Here is a 244-nt window from a genome sequence, read left to right as displayed (position 1 = left end):
CTTCCTTTTCGGAGGGACTTTCATTGAGGGCGCGCGCTACCCACCACACGGGGGTGCTGCGCTTCTTATTTCCCTTCCTTTTCGGAGGGACTTTCATTGAGGGTTGTTCGGTGACGGTGTTGCCGACCAGTTCACGGATTTCCCTTCCTTTTTGGAGGGACTTTCATTGAGGGACGTCAAGACCGACCCCATGCCTATCAGTGCGAACGCGGATTTCCCTTCCTTTTCGGAGGGACTTTCATTG

Origin of the sequence: Rothia sp. HMSC068E02 (assembly GCF_001813565.1) — a bacterium.
In the GTDB taxonomy this organism is placed as follows: domain Bacteria; phylum Actinomycetota; class Actinomycetes; order Actinomycetales; family Micrococcaceae; genus Rothia.
This window is presented reverse-complemented; position numbering follows the sequence as displayed.